Raw genomic sequence first — 14,102 nt, forward strand, 5'->3', positions numbered from 1 at the left:
TCGGGTGGGCGGGTCAGTTCGCGGTCCAGCCGCCGTCCATGGAGAGCGAGGAGCCGGTGATGTGCCCGGTGCGCGGGCCGCACAGCCACAGGACCGCCTCGGCGACGTCCGCCGGCTCGATCAGCCGCTTGAGCGCGCTGCGCTCCAGCATCACCCGGCCGATCACCTCCTCCTCGGAGATGCCGTGCGTGCGGGCCTGGTCGGCGATCTGGTTCTCCACCAGCGGGGTGCGCACATATCCGGGGCAGACGCAGTTGCTCGTCACCCCGTGCTCCGCCGCTTCGAGCGCGACCACCTTGCTCAGCCCCTCCAGTGCGTGCTTGGCCATCACATAGGCCGATTTGTACGGGCTCGCGCGCAGCCCGTGCACCGACGAGATGTTGACCACGCGCCCCCAGCCGCGTTCGTACATGCCCGGCAGGGTCCGGCGCAAGACGCGGAACGGGGTCTCCACCATCACGCGCTGGATCAGCGCGAACCGGTCCGGCGGGAATTCGTGCACCGGGGCGACGTGCTGGATGCCCGCGTTGTTGACCACCACGTCCACATCGGCCGGCAGGGTGTCCACGACGTCGGGCTCGGACAGGTCCACCACCCAGGGCGTCCCGCCGATCTCCTTCGCCAGCCGCTCGGCGGCCTCACCGGCCCGGTCCACGACGTGCACATGGGCGCCCGCGTCGGCGAGCGCCTGCGCACAGGCCCGTCCGATCCCGCTCGCCGCCCCGGTCACCAGCGCGGTGCGCCCGGCCAGGACGGGTTCTGCGGGCGCCTGCGCGGGGGCGGCGGCGGGCTGGTGATCCGGTCTGCGGGAAGTCTCCATGGCGGTCACCGTAGGTACGCGCGGGCCCGCGTCACACGGCGTCGGTGCACACACCCGCGTACCGGGGCATGGTGCGGGCGTACATGGTGCGGGGCCCCGGGCGGGCGCCGCGCCGCGACCGGCGGGGGCGGTCGAGGCGGCCCCACCGCCGGACTCCTCCGCGCAAGGGCGTCGGGGCACACAGCGGGGGCCGGGGTGTGGCCACCGGTCCCATGGGCGGGGGCCGGTGCCGCTCGTAGGTTCCGGCAGCAACCCGTACCCCCACGGCAGGGAGAAAGCACCCGTGCGCCCACCGATCCTGAAACGCCTCTGCCGCCGCATCGCGGCGACGGCCGTCCTCGGACTGCTCGCGGCGACGCTGAGCGTCACCACCACGCAGCCCGCCGCCGCTGCCGCCGGCCTCCAGCAGGTGACCGGCTTCGGCTCCAACCCCGGCAACCTCCAGATGTACGCGTACACCCCGGCAGGACTCCCCGCGAACGCCCCCCTGGTCGTCGCCCTGCACGGCTGCACGCAGACCGCGAACGCGTACTACACCAACTCCGGCTGGCCGAAGTACGCCGACGAGTGGGGCTTCGCCGTCGTCTTCCCGCAGACCACGTCGGCGAACAACGCGCTGTCCTGCTTCGGCTGGTTCGACCCGAACGAGGACACCCGGGGCAAGGGCGAGGCCGCGTCGATCGTGCAGATGGTCGACTACGCGAAGAAGACCTACGGCTCCGACGGGCGCCGGGTGTACGTCACCGGGCTCTCGGCGGGCGGCGGGATGACCGCCGACCTGCTCGCCGCCTACCCGGACGTCTTCGCGGGCGGCTCCGTGGCCTCCGGGCTGCCCGCCCAGTGCGCGACCAGCCAGGCCGCCGCATCCGGCTGCCAGACGGGCCCGCAGAAGCTGACGCCCGCGCAGTGGGGCGACAAGGTCCGCGCCGCCTACCCCGGCTACAAGGGCCCCTGGCCCAAGGTGGCGATCTGGCAGGGCACTTCGGACTACACGGTCTACCCGGCCAACGCCACCGCCCTGCGCGACCAGTGGACCAACGTGTGGGGCATCGGCCAGACCCCGTCGGCCACCGACTCCCTCCCCGGCGGCACCACCCGCACCGTCTACAACGACGCCTCCGGGCAGCCGGCCGTGGAGATGTACTCGGTCGCCGGCATGGGCCACGGCCTGCCCGTCAGCCCCGGCTCGGGCGCCCAGCAGTGCGGCTCGACGGCCGCGTACTTCCTGAACACCATCTGCTCCACGTACTACACGGGCGTCTTCTGGGGCCTGGACGGCGGCACCGAACCGGGCGACCCGGGCGACCCCGGTGATCCGGGCGACCCGGGGGACCCCGGCGACCCGGGTGACCCCGACCCCGCGCAGTGCTACACCGCCACCAACTACGCCCACGTCGCCGCCGGTCGGGCGCACATGTCCGGCGGGTACGTCTACGCGAACGGCTCCGACCAGAACATGGGCCTGTACAACGTCTTCGTCAGCCACACCCTGAAGGAGACCCCGGCCGGCTACTTCGTCATCGCGGACAGCGGCTGCACCGCCTGACGCACACGACGAGCGGGGCCCGGCACACACGCCGGGCCCCGCTCGTCCGCGCTCTCAGCCCCGCGCCAGCGCCACCAGCCGGTCCGCGATCTCCCGGCCGCCCCGGTCGCCCGTCAGGACCGTGTAGTGGTTCACGTCCTTCACCGCGACCGGCTCCACCCGGGTCCCGTCGAGACCGGCGGCGGCGAGCCGGCCCTCGTCGTACAGGCCCTGCTCCTCGTCCATCAGCCCGCGCGCGGCCCACAGCAGCGTCGCGTCGACGGGCAGCTTCCGCACCGCCGACAGCACTTCCTCGTCGAACAGCCCGACGCCGTCCGTGCGGACCGCCTCGATCCGGCAGGACGAGCGCAGCTCCGGCTCCCCGCCCGTCAGGTCGCGCTGGATGTACGCGTCCACCTCGTCCGACCACGCCCCGGCGAACGCCGGATGCGCCTGCCAGAACGCGCGGTAGGCGGCCCGGTCCGGGAAGGTCATCGACAGCCGGTCCATCGCCGGGCCGATCACCGCCGTCATCAGCTCGTCCGGCGTCAGGTGCGTCGGCGCCGGGAAGCCGATGCCGCCGTCCACGAGCAGCAGCGGTCCGAAGCGGTCCGGGTGGCGCACCGCCGCCAGGGCCGCCACGAACGCGCCCATCGAGTGGCCGGCGAGGACCACCCGGTCCCGGCCCAGGGCCTCGGTCAGGGCGGCGATGTCGTCGGTGTGCGCGGCGATCCCGTACGGGCCCGGCAGCCGCGCGCTCCCGGCCCGGCCGCGCAGGTCCGGCGCGACCAGCGTGACCCGGCCGTCCAGCAGCCGGGCCACCGCCGCCCAGGACAGGGCGTTGGAGGTGATGCCGTGCAGGGCCACCACGACCGGGGCCGCCGGGTCGGCGGCCGGCCAGCGCAGCGCCGCCAGGGAGCCCCCGCGCACGGGGACTTCGATCTCTTCGTACTCCGCGAGCGGGCTCAACTGACTCCGGTCTCCTTACGGTTGGACGCGCCCCTGAGCCGGGACGGAAGGCGGGCCAGGCCACCGGGCAGCAGATGTACCACGGCCACGAAGACCACGCCCAGCAGGAACAACGGCTGCGACAGCGGTACGCGCAGCACCGCCGGCAGGTCCGCGACCGTGCCGGACCCGGCGAGATCGCCGAGCCGGTGGTCGGCCCAGGTGTACAGGATGCCGCCGACCATCGGGCCCCACCGGGTGCCCGAGCCGCCGAGCACCACCATCACCAGCAGCGACAGCGTGAAGTCCGAGGTGGTGGTCTGCGGGGTCGAGCCGCCCGTGAGCAGCAGGTGGACGATGCCGCCGAGCGCGGCGAGGGCCCCCGCGACCACGAAGGCCGTCAGCTTGAACCCGTACGGCTTCAGGCCCAGGACCTCCACCCGGCGCTCGTTCTCCTTGATGCCCTCCCAGACCCGGCCGGTGGGAGAGCGGACCGCCCAGTGGACGACGCCGAGGGTGAGGACCAGGTAGGCCAGCGCGATCCAGTACAGGTTCGCGGTGTTGTCGATGCCGACCAGCGAGGACGGCAGCAGGTCCGACGGGGCCGCCCGGCCCTCCTCGCCGCCCGTGACCCCGCCGGGGTCGCGGGAGACCAGGATCGAGCCCGCCTGCGCGAACGCCAGGGTCACCATGGAGAAGCCGATCCCGGTCACGCGCAGGCTCACCGACCCCAGGGCCAGGGCGAGCGCGATCCCGAAGAGCAGCCCGAGGACCGCGGCGAGCGCGAACGGCAGCCCCGCCTCCAGGAGGAACAGATTGGTGGCGTAGCTGCCCGCCGCGAAGTACAGGGCGTGCCCGAAGGAGAGCAGCCCGGTCCGCCCCAGCAGCAGGTCGTAGCCGGTGGCCAGGGCGCCGAACAGCAGGCAGGTCGCCAGGAGTTGCAGACTGCCCGCCGAGCCCAGCGGCCCGTCGAGCAGGCCCGGCACCGGCACCGCGCTGAACGGCGCCACCACCAGGACCAGCAGGACGGCGGCGGGCCACCAGCGCAGCGGCCGGAAGCGCCCGGCGGGGGCCGGACCCGCGGCGGTGCGGCCCGCGGTGCGGTCGGGTGTGTCGGTGGCGGTGCTCACGCGAGCCTCCCCGTCAGTCCGCGCGGCCGGATCAGCAGCAGCACGGCGAGCAGGACGACGACCGCCAGGTCGCCGAGTCCCGCTGCGGTGTAGTAGTTGGCGAACTGCTGGACCAGGCCGATGACCACCGACGCCACGGCGGCGCCCGTCACCGAACCCATGCCGCCGGTGACCACGACGACGAACGCGAAGATGAGCAGCGAGGTCCCCTGGCGCGGGTCGACCGAGCCGAAGTACAGCCCGCCGAGCGCCCCGCCCAGCGCCGCCGCGCAGCCGCCGATCGCGAAGACCAGCGTGAACGCCTTGCGGACGTCGATGCCGAGCGCGGTGACCATCGCCCGGTCCTCGACCCCGGCCCGGACGACCAGGCCGTGCCGGGTCCGCCCGAGGAACAGCCGGAGCGCCACCAGCACCACGACCGCCGCGCCCACCAGGACCAGCCGGTTGACCGGGACCTGCGCGCCCAGCAGCCCGAAGGTCCCGGACAGCGCCTCGGGCCCGGGGAAGGTGTGGGCGTCCGAGCCCCAGATGCCGGAGAGCAGCGCGGGCACCGCGAGCCCCACCCCGACCGTGGCGAGCACCTGCTCGCGCGGCCGGGTGTAGAGCGGGCGGACGACCGCGAGTTCGAGGAGCACGGCGGCGGCGGTGCCCACCGCCGTACCGAACAGGACCGCAAGGACGAAACCGGCGCCGCCGGGGCCCGCGCCGGGGAGGTTCCCGGACGCCGCCCACCAGGTGCCGTACGCGCCGATGGAGAGCAGCGCCCCGTGCGCGAAGTTGAGCACGTCCATCAGGCCGAAGATCAGCGAGAGTCCGGACGCGACGAGGAAGTAGAGGGCCCCCAGACCGAGACCGGTCATGGTGAGCAGGACGAGGGTGGACATCAGGAATCCGCCTTCACGGAAGGGTGTGCGGGGAGCGGGCCGTGGCCCACACCGAGCAGCGTGCGGGCCGCCTCCGCGTCGCCCAGCAGCTCGGCGGCCGGGCCCCGGTGGGCGGTGCGGCCGTCGGCGAGGACCACGCAGTGCCCGGCCAGCCGGCGCACCACGGCGAGGTTCTGCTCGACGAGGAGCACCGGCACCGCCTCGGCGGCCCGTTCCAGCACCTGGGCCACCTCGGTGACGACCTTCGGCGCCAGGCCCTTGGTCGGTTCGTCCGCGATGATCAGCCGGTTGGCGTTGAGCAGGGTGCGCCCGATGGCCACCATCTGCTGCTGACCGCCCGACAGCGTCCCGGCCAACTGCCGCGCCCGCTGCTTGAGTTCCGGGAACAGCTCGTGGACCAGGCCGTACGCCGGCTCGCCCGCGCCGCGCCGCTCGGCGAGGCGCAGGTTCTCCGCGACGGTCAGCCCGGCGAAGATGCCCCGGTCCTCGGGGGCGTAGCCGATGCCGCGCCGGACCAGGGCGTGCGTGGGCAGGCCCGCGGTCTCCTCGCCGCCGAGCCGGACGCTCCCGGCGCGCGGGACGAGCCCGAGGACGCCCCGGACCGTGGTGGTCTTCCCGGCACCGTTGCGCCCGAGGAGCGCGGTGACGCCGTGCGCGGTGACGTCCAGGTCGACGCCGTGCAGGATGTGCCGGCCGCCGATCAGGACCCGCAGGTCCCGTACGTCCAGGAGGGGTTGCTCCGTCACAGCCCCTCCCCGAGGTACGCCTGCTGCACGACCGGGTCGGCGGTGACCGCGTCCGGGGTGTCCAGGGCGAGCAGCCGGCCGTGGTGCATCACGGCGAGCCGGTCCGCGAGGCCGAGCAGGACGTCCATGTGGTGTTCGACCATGAGGACCGTGCGCCCCTCCTCGCGGTGCAGGGTGCGGATGAGTTCGGTGAGGGCGGGGACCTCCTCGGCGCTGACCCCGGCCATCGGCTCGTCGAGCAGCATCAGCCGGGGCTCGCCCACCAGCAGCACGGCCAGCTCCAGCTTCCGCTTCTCGCCGTGCGACAGCTCGCCCGCCGTGGCCCCGGCCCGGTGGCCGAGGCCGGTGCGTTCCAGGACACCGGCCACGTCGGCGGTGTACGGGTCGGCGCGCCGCCACAGCCGGTACGAGCCGCCCCGGGCCGCCTGCGCGGCGAGGCGTACGTGGTCGGCGACGGTCATCGCGGGCCACAGGCTGGAGGTCTGGAAGGTCCGGCCGACGCCGCGCCGGGCCCGGACGTGCGCGGGCCGGTCCGTCATCTCGGCGCCGTCCAGCTCGATCCGGCCCGCGGTCGGCAGGTTGAGCCCGCTGATCAGGTTGAACAGGGAGGTCTTGCCCGCCCCGTTGGGCCCGATGAAGGCCAGGAACTCGCCCTCGCGGACGCTGAGGGAGACGTCCTCGACGATGGTGGCGCCGCCGACGCTCCAGCCGAGTCCTTCCAGCCGGAGCACCGGCGTCTCCCGGTCCGCCGGGCTCGCCTGCCCGAGGGTGTGGGGTGCGGTCACGGTTCAGCCCGCCGCGGGCTTCACGGGCGGCGCGACGGCGTCCAGCTGCTCGGTGTCCAGCAGCTTCGGCGCGGCGGTCTTGCCCTTGCCCTCCAGCTTGGCCACGAACATCGGCTGGAGCAGCGCGTGGTCCTCGCCGCGCACCTGCGTCTGTCCCTTGACCCCGTCGAAGCTCCAGCCCTCCAGGGCCTTCACCATCGCGGCGGTGTCGGTGGCGCCGCCCTTCTCGACGGCGTGCACGATCATCTGGGCGGCCGTGAAGCCGTCCGGCGTGAACAGGTCGGGCTTGCCGCCGTCCTTCTGCACCGCGTCCAGCATCGCCTTCTCCACGGCGTTGTTCCCGCCCGCGCCCGGGAAGTAGTGCGCCAGGAACGACACCTTGGACCCGGCGGCCCCGAAGATCGGGTACGAGGCGGTACCGGCCAGGCCGGTGACGACCTTGCTGGCGCCGAGCACCCCCTGCTGGTCGAGCGCGGTCCACAGCGCCGGGGCGGTGGAGCCGGCCCAGGCGACGAAGACCAGGTCGGGGCCGCCCGCCTTGACCTGCCGGGCGAACGGCGTCAGGTCCGTCGCGCTGGGCGGTGCCAGCACCGAGCCGACCTCGGCGCCCTTTCCGCCGAGGACCGCCTTCACGGCGGCCACGTTGGCCTGGCCGAAGGTGGAGTCCTGGGCGAGCACCGTGACCTTCTTGCCCTTGGCGTCGCCGAGCATCGTGCCCGCCGTCAGGATGTCCTGGTAGGACTGGCGGCCGGAGCGGAAGGTGTAGCCGTTGATCCCGGTCACCGCGTCGGTGGCGGCCGGTCCGCTGACGTACAGCACCTTGTTCTGCGCGGCGAGCGGGGCCATCTGGAGCGCGACGCCGGAGTCGGTGGTGCCGGCCAGCACCTTGTAGCCCTTGCCGATGAGGTTCTTCGCCGCCGAGACGGCCTTGCCCGGGTCGCCCGCGTCGTCCTGCTCGGTGACCTCGATGCGGTGTCCGGCGACCTTGCGGGTGCCCTTGGTGGCGTAGTCGAGACCGGCCATGAAGCCGTCGCGGTACTGCTTGCCGTAGTCCGCGAGGAGCCCGGTCCTGGAGTACACCAGGCCGACCTTGACGGCCGCGTCGTCGGCGGACTTCGCGGAGTCGGAACCGCCCGCCTTCCCGGCGGCGGTGCAGCCCGTCAGCAGCAGACCGGCTGCGGCCAGGACGGCGACGGTACGGATGTCACTGAGGGATCTGCGGGCTCTGCTGGCGGTACGGGTGCGGGGCATGGTGACCGGCTCCTCGGCGTGTTCCTGTGATGTCGCCGAACCGTATGAACACCGTGCCGCCGTAGATATGGTGCAGGGCACCCCACCTCGCCCCCGGGGCGTGTGGGCGCCGCACATGGCAGCCGCTTCAGGGGGCCGCCGGGCCGACCAGCCGGCACACCGTCTCGATGTCCGTGCGCACCTGCGCGATCGACGCCCGGCCGGCGAGCCAGGTGATCAGCGCGGAGTGCCAGGTGTACTCGATCACCCGCACGGCGGAGAGCTGCCCCGGCGTCGGGTGGCCGGTGCCCATCGCGTCCAGGATGATCGCCGTCGTGAGCCGTGAGACCGCGTCGACCTCGCTGCTCGCGCTCCGGTCCGCGAAGGTGAGGGCGCGCACCATGGCGTCCGCCAGCTGCGGTTCGCGCCGCATCGCCCGGAACGCGCGCATGAGCGTCTCGGCGACCCGGGACGCCGCGTCGTCCCCGGCCGGGGGGTGCTCGCGGAGGGCGGTGCGCAGATGCTGGAGCCGGTCGCGCAGGGTGGCGACGAGGAGGTGGATCTTGGACGGGAAGTACCGGTACAGGGTGCCGAGGGCGACCTCGGCCGCCTCCGCCACCTCGCGCATCTGGACGGCCTCGAACCCGCCTCGGCCCGCCAGCTCGGCGGTGGCCCGCAGGATGCGGCGGCGGCGGGCCTCCTGGCGCTCCGTCAGGGGCGGCGATGCCGGTCTGGCTTCCGCTGTCATGTGTCCCGTCCCGTGGCCAGGGTGTATGCCGTGGCGTGAATCACCTGATCCGGCCGTTGCACCGTCGCTACCTGCCGGTAGATTCGTAGCTCATTGAACTACCCAGTCTGAAACTTGTTCTAGATTAGCGTCGGCGGTTACGCTCCGGCGAACACGCAGTGAGAAGGGGGCCGAGTGTGACCGCTGAGGCCGTTGAGTCGGGCCCCCGTACGGGCGTCGCCGCACCGGGCACGGGCCCCGGCGACGGACCCCTGCGCATCGCGCTCCTCACCTACAAGGGCAACCCCTTCTGCGGCGGCCAGGGCGTCTACGTACGCCACCTCGCCCGCGAACTCGCCCGCCTCGGCCACCGCGTCGAGGTCATCGGCGCCCAGCCCTACCCGGTCCTCGACGAGGGCGTCCCGCTCACCGAGCTGCCCAGCCTCGACCTGTACCGGCAGCCCGACCCGTTCCGCACCCCGAGCCGCGGCGAGTACCGGGACTGGATCGACGCCGCAGAGGTCGCCACCATGTGGACCGGCGGCTTCCCCGAACCGCTCACCTTCAGCCTGCGGGCCCGGCGCCACCTCGCCGCCCGGCGCGGCGAGTTCGACGTCATCCACGACAACCAGACCCTCGGCTACGGGCTCCTCGCCGACCTCGGCGCGCCCCTGGTCACCACGATCCACCACCCCATCACCGTCGACCGGCAGCTCGACCTGGACGCCGCGACGAGCCGCCGCCGCCGGGCCTCCGTGCGCCGCTGGTACGGCTTCACCCGCATGCAGAAGCGGGTCGCGCGCCGGCTGCCGTCCGTGCTCACCGTCTCCGGCTCCTCCAAGCAGGAGATCGTGGACCACCTCGGCGTCGACGCGCGCCGCATCCAGGTCGTCCACATCGGCGCCGACACCGACCTGTGGTCGCCCGACCCCTCGGTCCCCGAGGTCCCCGGACGCATCGTCACCACGTCCAGCGCCGACGTCCCGCTCAAGGGCCTCGTCCACCTCGTGGAAGCCCTCGCCAAGCTCCGTACCGGCAACCCCGCCGCCCACCTCGTCGTCGTCGGCAAGCGCGCCGAGGACGGGCCGGTCGCCCGGGCCATCGAGCGGCACGGGCTCGCGGACGCCGTCGAGTTCGTCAAGGGCATCAGCGACAGTGAGCTGGTCGACCTGGTGCGCGGCGCCCAGATCGCCTGCGTCCCCTCGCTGTACGAGGGCTTCTCGCTGCCCGCCGCCGAGGCCATGGCCACCGGCACCCCGCTGGTCGCGACGACCGGCGGCGCCATCCCGGAGGTCGCCGGACCCGACGGGGAGACCTGCCTCGCGGTCCCGCCCGGCGACCCGGGGGCCCTCGCCGACGCGCTCGGCCGGCTGCTCGGCGACGCGGAGCTGCGCGCCCGGCTCGGGGCCGCCGGACGGGAGCGGGTGCTCGCCCGGTTCACCTGGAAGCAGGCCGCGATCGGCACCGCCGCGCTCTACCGGCAGGCCATCGCCGCCCGCGCCGCCACCGGCCCCGGCGGCCGGCGGTGACCCCGGACCGCCCGCCGGGCCCCTGACCCCGTCCCCCTCCCGACCCCCGACCGCGAAAGCAGGCACTCGTGCTGACCGTGGACTTCACCCGCTTCCCGCTCGCCGCAGGCGACCGCGTGCTCGACCTCGGGTGCGGCGCCGGACGCCACGCCTTCGAGTGCTACCGGCGCGGCGCCCAGGTGGTGGCCCTCGACCGGAACGGCGAGGAGATCCGCGAGGTCGCGAAGTGGTTCGCCGCGATGAAGGAGGCCGGGGAGGCCCCCGAGGGCGCCACCGCCACCGCGATGGAGGGCGACGCGCTCAACCTGCCGTTCCCCGACGAGTCCTTCGACGTCGTGATCATCTCCGAGGTCATGGAGCACATCCCCGACGACAAGGGCGTCCTCGCCGAGATGGTCCGGGTGCTCAGGCCCGGCGGCCGGATCGCCGTCACCGTCCCGCGCTACGGCCCCGAGAAGGTCTGCTGGGCCCTCTCCGACGCCTACCACGAGGTCGAGGGCGGCCACATCCGCATCTACAAGGCCGACGAACTCCTCGGCAAGATGCGCGGCGCCGGCCTCAAGCCGTACGGCACCCACCACGCGCACGCGCTGCACTCCCCGTACTGGTGGCTCAAGTGCGCGTTCGGCGTCGACAACGACAAGGCGCTGCCGGTGAAGGCGTACCACAAGCTCCTGGTCTGGGACATCATGAAGAAGCCGCTGGCCACCCGGGTCGCCGAGCAGCTCCTGAATCCCGTCGTCGGCAAGAGCTTCGTGGCCTACGCGACCAAGCCGCACCTGCCCGTCGCCGCAGTCGCCGCCGAGGCCGAGGCGTGAGCCTTCCCGAGCGGACCGAACACCTCGTCCTGCCCGGAGTCCTCACCGCCGCGCAGGCCGCCGAGACCGTCGCCGCGCTGCGCGCCGTGCAGCGCCCGGACGGCGCCATCCCGTGGTTCCGCGGTCACCACCTCGACCCGTGGGACCACACCGAGGCCGCCATGGCCCTGGACGCGGCCGGCGAGCACGCCGCCGCGGAACGCGCGTACGAGTGGCTGGCCCGCCACCAGAACGGCGACGGCTCCTGGTACGCCGCCTACCACGACGGCGACGCCGAGCAGCCGACCGACCGCAGCCGGGAGACCAACTTCTGCGCCTATGTGGCCGTCGGCGTCTGGCACCACTACCTCGCCACCGGCGACGACGCCTTCGTGGACCGCATGTGGCCCACCGTCTACGCGGCCGTCGAGTTCGTCCTGCGCCTCCAGCAGCCCGGCGGGCAGATCGGCTGGAAGCGGGAGGACGACGGCACGGAGGTGACGGACGCGCTGCTCACCGGCTCGTCCTCGATCCACCAGGCCCTGCGCTGCGCGCTGGCCATCGCCGAACGCCGCGAGGAGCCCCAGCCCGACTGGGAGCTGGCGACCGGGGCCCTGGGGCACGCGATCCGCAGCCACCCGGAGCGCTTCCTCGACAAGAGCCGGTACTCGATGGACTGGTACTACCCGGTCCTCGGCGGCGCCGTCACCGGCGCGGCGGCCAAGGAGCGCATCGAGGAGGGCTGGGACCGCTTCGTCGTCCCCGGTCTCGGGGTGCGCTGCGTGCTGCCCAACCCTTGGGTGACCGGCGGCGAGAGCTGCGAACTGGCCCTGGCCCTCTGGGTGATGGGCGAGTCCGACCGGGCGCTCGACATCCTCCAGTCGGTCCAGCACCTGCGGGCCGAGGGCGGCATGTACTGGACGGGTTACGTCTTCGAGGGCAGCCGCGCCTTCTGGCCCGAGGAGCACACCTCCTGGACGGCCGGTTCGCTGCTGCTGGCGGTGGCCGCGCTCGGAGGGGACGAGGCGACCACCGCCGTGTTCAGCGGGGACCGGCTGCCGAAGGGGCTGGAGCCGGACTGCTGCGGCTGAGCGCTCGACGGGGGAGCGTCAGCGCCGGACGCGGCCCGCGATGGCGTGCCCGATGAACAGGTACACCAGGGCGGCGAGACCGTAACCGGCGACGACGTTGGCCCACGCCTTGTCGAACGTGAACAGGTCGTACGACCAGCCCGCGAGCCACCTGGCGGTGTCCCGCACGAATTCGACCAGCTCGTTGCCCCGGTTCGCGTCGAGCAGGTACATCAGGATCCACAGGCCGATGATGAAGGCCATGACATCCGCCACAAGGGCGATGACTCGTGCTGCGGTGAAGCCGTTGCCTCTGCTGTAGGACATGGTCTCCGCTTTGCCGCTCCCGCCCGGCCGAAACCCGTCGGCCGGACTCGTACGGCCGCGCAGCGGTGGCGGGTTGCCCGGGACGCGGCGAGCCTGGCGGGGAGTGCCGGGCCCCGGCACCCGCTCCGCCCGGCCAGGGAGGTCCGCCGTGCCCCGACCCGTACCGCTCCGCCGCCTGCTCCTCGCGCTGCTGCTGGCCTGCGCCGTGCTGGCGGGCACCACCGCGTGCGGCGGCGACGACAAGGACAGCGGCGCGAGCAGTTCGGCCTCGCCCACCGGCACCTCGTCGGCCGAGGCGCAGAAGTGGGCCAAGACCAGGTTCGTCGCCAACGCGGGGCTCGCCGCGGGCGCCACGTACCAGTGGATCGTGAAGCCGTACCGGGCCGGGAAGTTCAAGAAGGGCGCCGACGGGCGCACCTTCGCCCTCGTCAAGGCGGGGCTCGCGGGCGGCTTCGCCTACAACCGGCTGAAGGCCGCCACCGAGAACGCCAAGGGCGACCCGCTGCTGTCGAAGGCCGTCGCCCCGCTCACCGCGGGCATCGCCTCCCTCAAGGGCCTCGGCACCAAGCTCCGCAAGGGCGAGGCGGGAGCGGGCGACATCGGCATGTTCGAGGACGTCATCAGCGGCATCAAGGACGCCGGGAAGAGCGCGGGCGCCGAGGTGAAGGACAAGGTCCCGTCCACGTCGCAGCTGGGCGGATAACCGCGGGTGGAAGGGGTGCCGGTGGCACTAGGGTGCGGGCATGGCTCTTCTCGCGCACGAGCGCTACTGCGATGAAATCGTCCGGCTCACCGGGGAGTTGAGGGCGACCCTCCGGGGCGCCGACCTCGGCGCGACGGTGCCGACCTGCCCCGACTGGACCCTGCGCGAACTCGCCGAGCACGTCGGCCGCGCGCACCGCTGGGCCGGCGAGATCGTCCGCACCCGGGCCACCGAGGAGGTGGCGGACGAGAAGGTGCCCGACAACAGCCCCGCCGGTGACGACCCCGCCGCGCTCGACGCCTGGCTGGCGGAAGGGGCCGCCGGCACCGCCGACGCACTCCGGGAGGCCGGGCCCGGGACCGAGGTGTGGTCCTGGTCCTGGGACCACAGCGCGGGCTTCTGGGCCCGCCGCATGGCCCTGGAGACCGTCGTCCACCTCGCCGACGCGGCCCTCGCCGCCGAGGTCCCGTACACGATGGAGCCGGAGCCGGCGGCGGACACCATCGAGGAGTGGCTGCAGATCGTGGCCTTCGCGCAGAAGGTGGGCTACTCCGGGTCCGCCGAGCTGCCCCGCGACGGACGCACCCTGCACCTGCACGCCACCGACGTGCCCGGTGCCGAGTGGCTGATCAGGCTCGGCGCGGAGGGCGTCACCTGGAGCCGTGAGCACGGCAAGGCGGACGTGGCGCTGCGCGGGTCCCTCACCGACGTCATGCTGGTCTTCAACCGCCGCCTCGCCCCGGACAGCGACCGGGTCGAGGTGCTGGGCGACGCCGGACTGCTGGACTTCTGGCTGGCGCGCACCTCCTTCGGCTGAGGGCGAAGCGCCCGGCCGGTGTGCGGGCCCGGCCCGGCTGGGCCAAGCTGGACGGGCGGCCGAC

General features: G+C 73.6%; 15 protein-coding genes. 6 read left to right on the plus strand and 9 right to left on the minus strand.

Annotated features, from left to right (window positions below):
* Positions 1–13: 13 nt before the first annotated feature.
* On the minus strand, positions 14–820 hold the full coding sequence (locus NEH16_RS22470) for a 3-hydroxybutyrate dehydrogenase (protein WP_265544579.1): 807 nt from the start codon (positions 818–820) through the stop codon (positions 14–16).
* A gap of 283 nt (positions 821–1,103) precedes the next feature.
* Between NEH16_RS22470 and NEH16_RS22475 the strand changes: the two genes are divergently transcribed.
* Entirely contained in the window at positions 1,104–2,366 is a 1,263-nt protein-coding gene (locus NEH16_RS22475; protein ID WP_265544581.1) for an extracellular catalytic domain type 1 short-chain-length polyhydroxyalkanoate depolymerase, read from the plus strand.
* A gap of 54 nt (positions 2,367–2,420) precedes the next feature.
* Here the strand turns inward: NEH16_RS22475 and NEH16_RS22480 are convergent, their stop codons facing one another.
* The 7 genes from NEH16_RS22480 to NEH16_RS22510 form a co-directional block, all read right to left on the minus strand.
* Positions 2,421–3,314 carry an alpha/beta fold hydrolase gene (locus tag NEH16_RS22480; protein WP_265544583.1) on the minus strand — a complete coding sequence of 298 codons (894 nt, stop codon included), beginning with the start codon at positions 3,312–3,314 and terminating at the stop codon, positions 2,421–2,423.
* Positions 3,311–4,423 (minus strand): branched-chain amino acid ABC transporter permease, encoded by a 1,113-nt coding sequence (locus NEH16_RS22485; RefSeq protein WP_265544584.1) that lies wholly within the window; start codon positions 4,421–4,423, stop codon positions 3,311–3,313. Before NEH16_RS22485 ends, NEH16_RS22480 begins: the two co-directional genes overlap by 4 nt.
* Positions 4,420–5,307, minus strand: coding sequence for a branched-chain amino acid ABC transporter permease (locus NEH16_RS22490; RefSeq protein ID WP_073965380.1), 888 nt, complete (start codon positions 5,305–5,307; stop codon positions 4,420–4,422). The genes NEH16_RS22485 and NEH16_RS22490 overlap by 4 nt, the downstream gene beginning before the upstream one ends.
* Positions 5,307–6,053, minus strand: coding sequence for an ABC transporter ATP-binding protein (locus NEH16_RS22495; protein WP_265544586.1), 747 nt, complete (start codon positions 6,051–6,053; stop codon positions 5,307–5,309). Before NEH16_RS22495 ends, NEH16_RS22490 begins: the two co-directional genes overlap by 1 nt.
* Positions 6,050–6,838, minus strand: coding sequence for an ABC transporter ATP-binding protein (locus tag NEH16_RS22500; protein ID WP_265544588.1), 789 nt, complete (start codon positions 6,836–6,838; stop codon positions 6,050–6,052). Before NEH16_RS22500 ends, NEH16_RS22495 begins: the two co-directional genes overlap by 4 nt.
* A 3-nt stretch (positions 6,839–6,841) precedes the next feature.
* A complete protein-coding gene (locus tag NEH16_RS22505) occupies positions 6,842–8,089 on the minus strand; it encodes a substrate-binding domain-containing protein (protein ID WP_265544590.1) in 1,248 nt (415 codons plus the stop codon).
* 127 nt (positions 8,090–8,216) lie between these two features.
* Positions 8,217–8,816 (minus strand): TetR family transcriptional regulator, encoded by a 600-nt coding sequence (locus tag NEH16_RS22510; protein WP_265544592.1) that lies wholly within the window; start codon positions 8,814–8,816, stop codon positions 8,217–8,219.
* 176 nt (positions 8,817–8,992) lie between these two features.
* Between NEH16_RS22510 and NEH16_RS22515 the strand changes: the two genes are divergently transcribed.
* The 3 genes from NEH16_RS22515 (at position 8,993) to NEH16_RS22525 (ending at position 12,212) form a co-directional block, all read left to right on the plus strand.
* Complete coding sequence (locus tag NEH16_RS22515; RefSeq protein WP_073965383.1) at positions 8,993–10,324, plus strand: glycosyltransferase family 4 protein; 1,332 nt, start codon at positions 8,993–8,995, stop codon at positions 10,322–10,324.
* 68 nt (positions 10,325–10,392) lie between these two features.
* Positions 10,393–11,142, plus strand: coding sequence for a class I SAM-dependent methyltransferase (locus tag NEH16_RS22520; protein ID WP_073965384.1), 750 nt, complete (start codon positions 10,393–10,395; stop codon positions 11,140–11,142).
* Positions 11,139–12,212, plus strand: coding sequence for a prenyltransferase/squalene oxidase repeat-containing protein (locus NEH16_RS22525; protein ID WP_073965385.1), 1,074 nt, complete (start codon positions 11,139–11,141; stop codon positions 12,210–12,212). The genes NEH16_RS22520 and NEH16_RS22525 overlap by 4 nt, the downstream gene beginning before the upstream one ends.
* 18 nt (positions 12,213–12,230) lie before the next feature.
* Here NEH16_RS22525 and NEH16_RS22530 read toward each other — a convergent pair whose 3' ends face one another.
* Positions 12,231–12,518, minus strand: a complete 288-nt coding sequence (locus tag NEH16_RS22530; RefSeq protein WP_018103415.1) for a hypothetical protein — start codon at positions 12,516–12,518, stop codon at positions 12,231–12,233.
* Positions 12,519–12,666: 148 nt separating this feature from the next.
* Here NEH16_RS22530 and NEH16_RS22535 point away from each other — a divergent pair, with 148 nt between their 5' ends.
* Together NEH16_RS22535 and NEH16_RS22540 are read left to right on the plus strand one after the other, a co-directional pair.
* The gene (locus tag NEH16_RS22535; RefSeq protein ID WP_073965386.1) at positions 12,667–13,221 is read left to right on the plus strand and encodes a hypothetical protein; all 555 of its coding nucleotides are present in this window, start codon (positions 12,667–12,669) and stop codon (positions 13,219–13,221) included.
* Between the two features lie 40 nt (positions 13,222–13,261).
* Positions 13,262–14,038, plus strand: a complete 777-nt coding sequence (locus NEH16_RS22540; RefSeq protein WP_265544595.1) for a maleylpyruvate isomerase family mycothiol-dependent enzyme — start codon at positions 13,262–13,264, stop codon at positions 14,036–14,038.
* Positions 14,039–14,102 lie beyond the last annotated feature (64 nt).

Source organism: Streptomyces drozdowiczii (genome assembly GCF_026167665.1).
Lineage (GTDB): Bacteria > Actinomycetota > Actinomycetes > Streptomycetales > Streptomycetaceae > Streptomyces > Streptomyces drozdowiczii_A.